Genomic DNA, 212 nt, shown 5'->3' on the forward strand with positions numbered 1-212 from the left:
GTTTAACTTCTTCGGCCTGGCGCTCGATGGACATGTTTTTGTGGATAAAACCGATGCCGCCTTCCTGGGCCAGGGCAATTGCCAGGCGCGCTTCCGTCACGGTGTCCATTGCCGCGGAGAGCATAGGAATGTTCAGGCGAATGGTTTTCGTCAACTGGGTGCTAAGATCAGCAGTATTCGGCAGAACGGTAGAATGAGCGGGAACGAGGAGG

General features: G+C 55.2%; 1 protein-coding gene. It reads right to left on the minus strand.

Annotated features, from left to right (window positions below; genetic code table 11):
• Nucleotides 1-212: IMP dehydrogenase (locus tag FDX22_RS12145; protein WP_186805298.1), on the minus strand; the 212-nt coding region annotated here is incomplete at both ends.

Origin of the sequence: Citrobacter sp. TBCS-14, from assembly GCF_005280805.1 — a bacterium.
GTDB classification, from domain to species: Bacteria; Pseudomonadota; Gammaproteobacteria; order Enterobacterales; family Enterobacteriaceae; genus Citrobacter; species Citrobacter gillenii.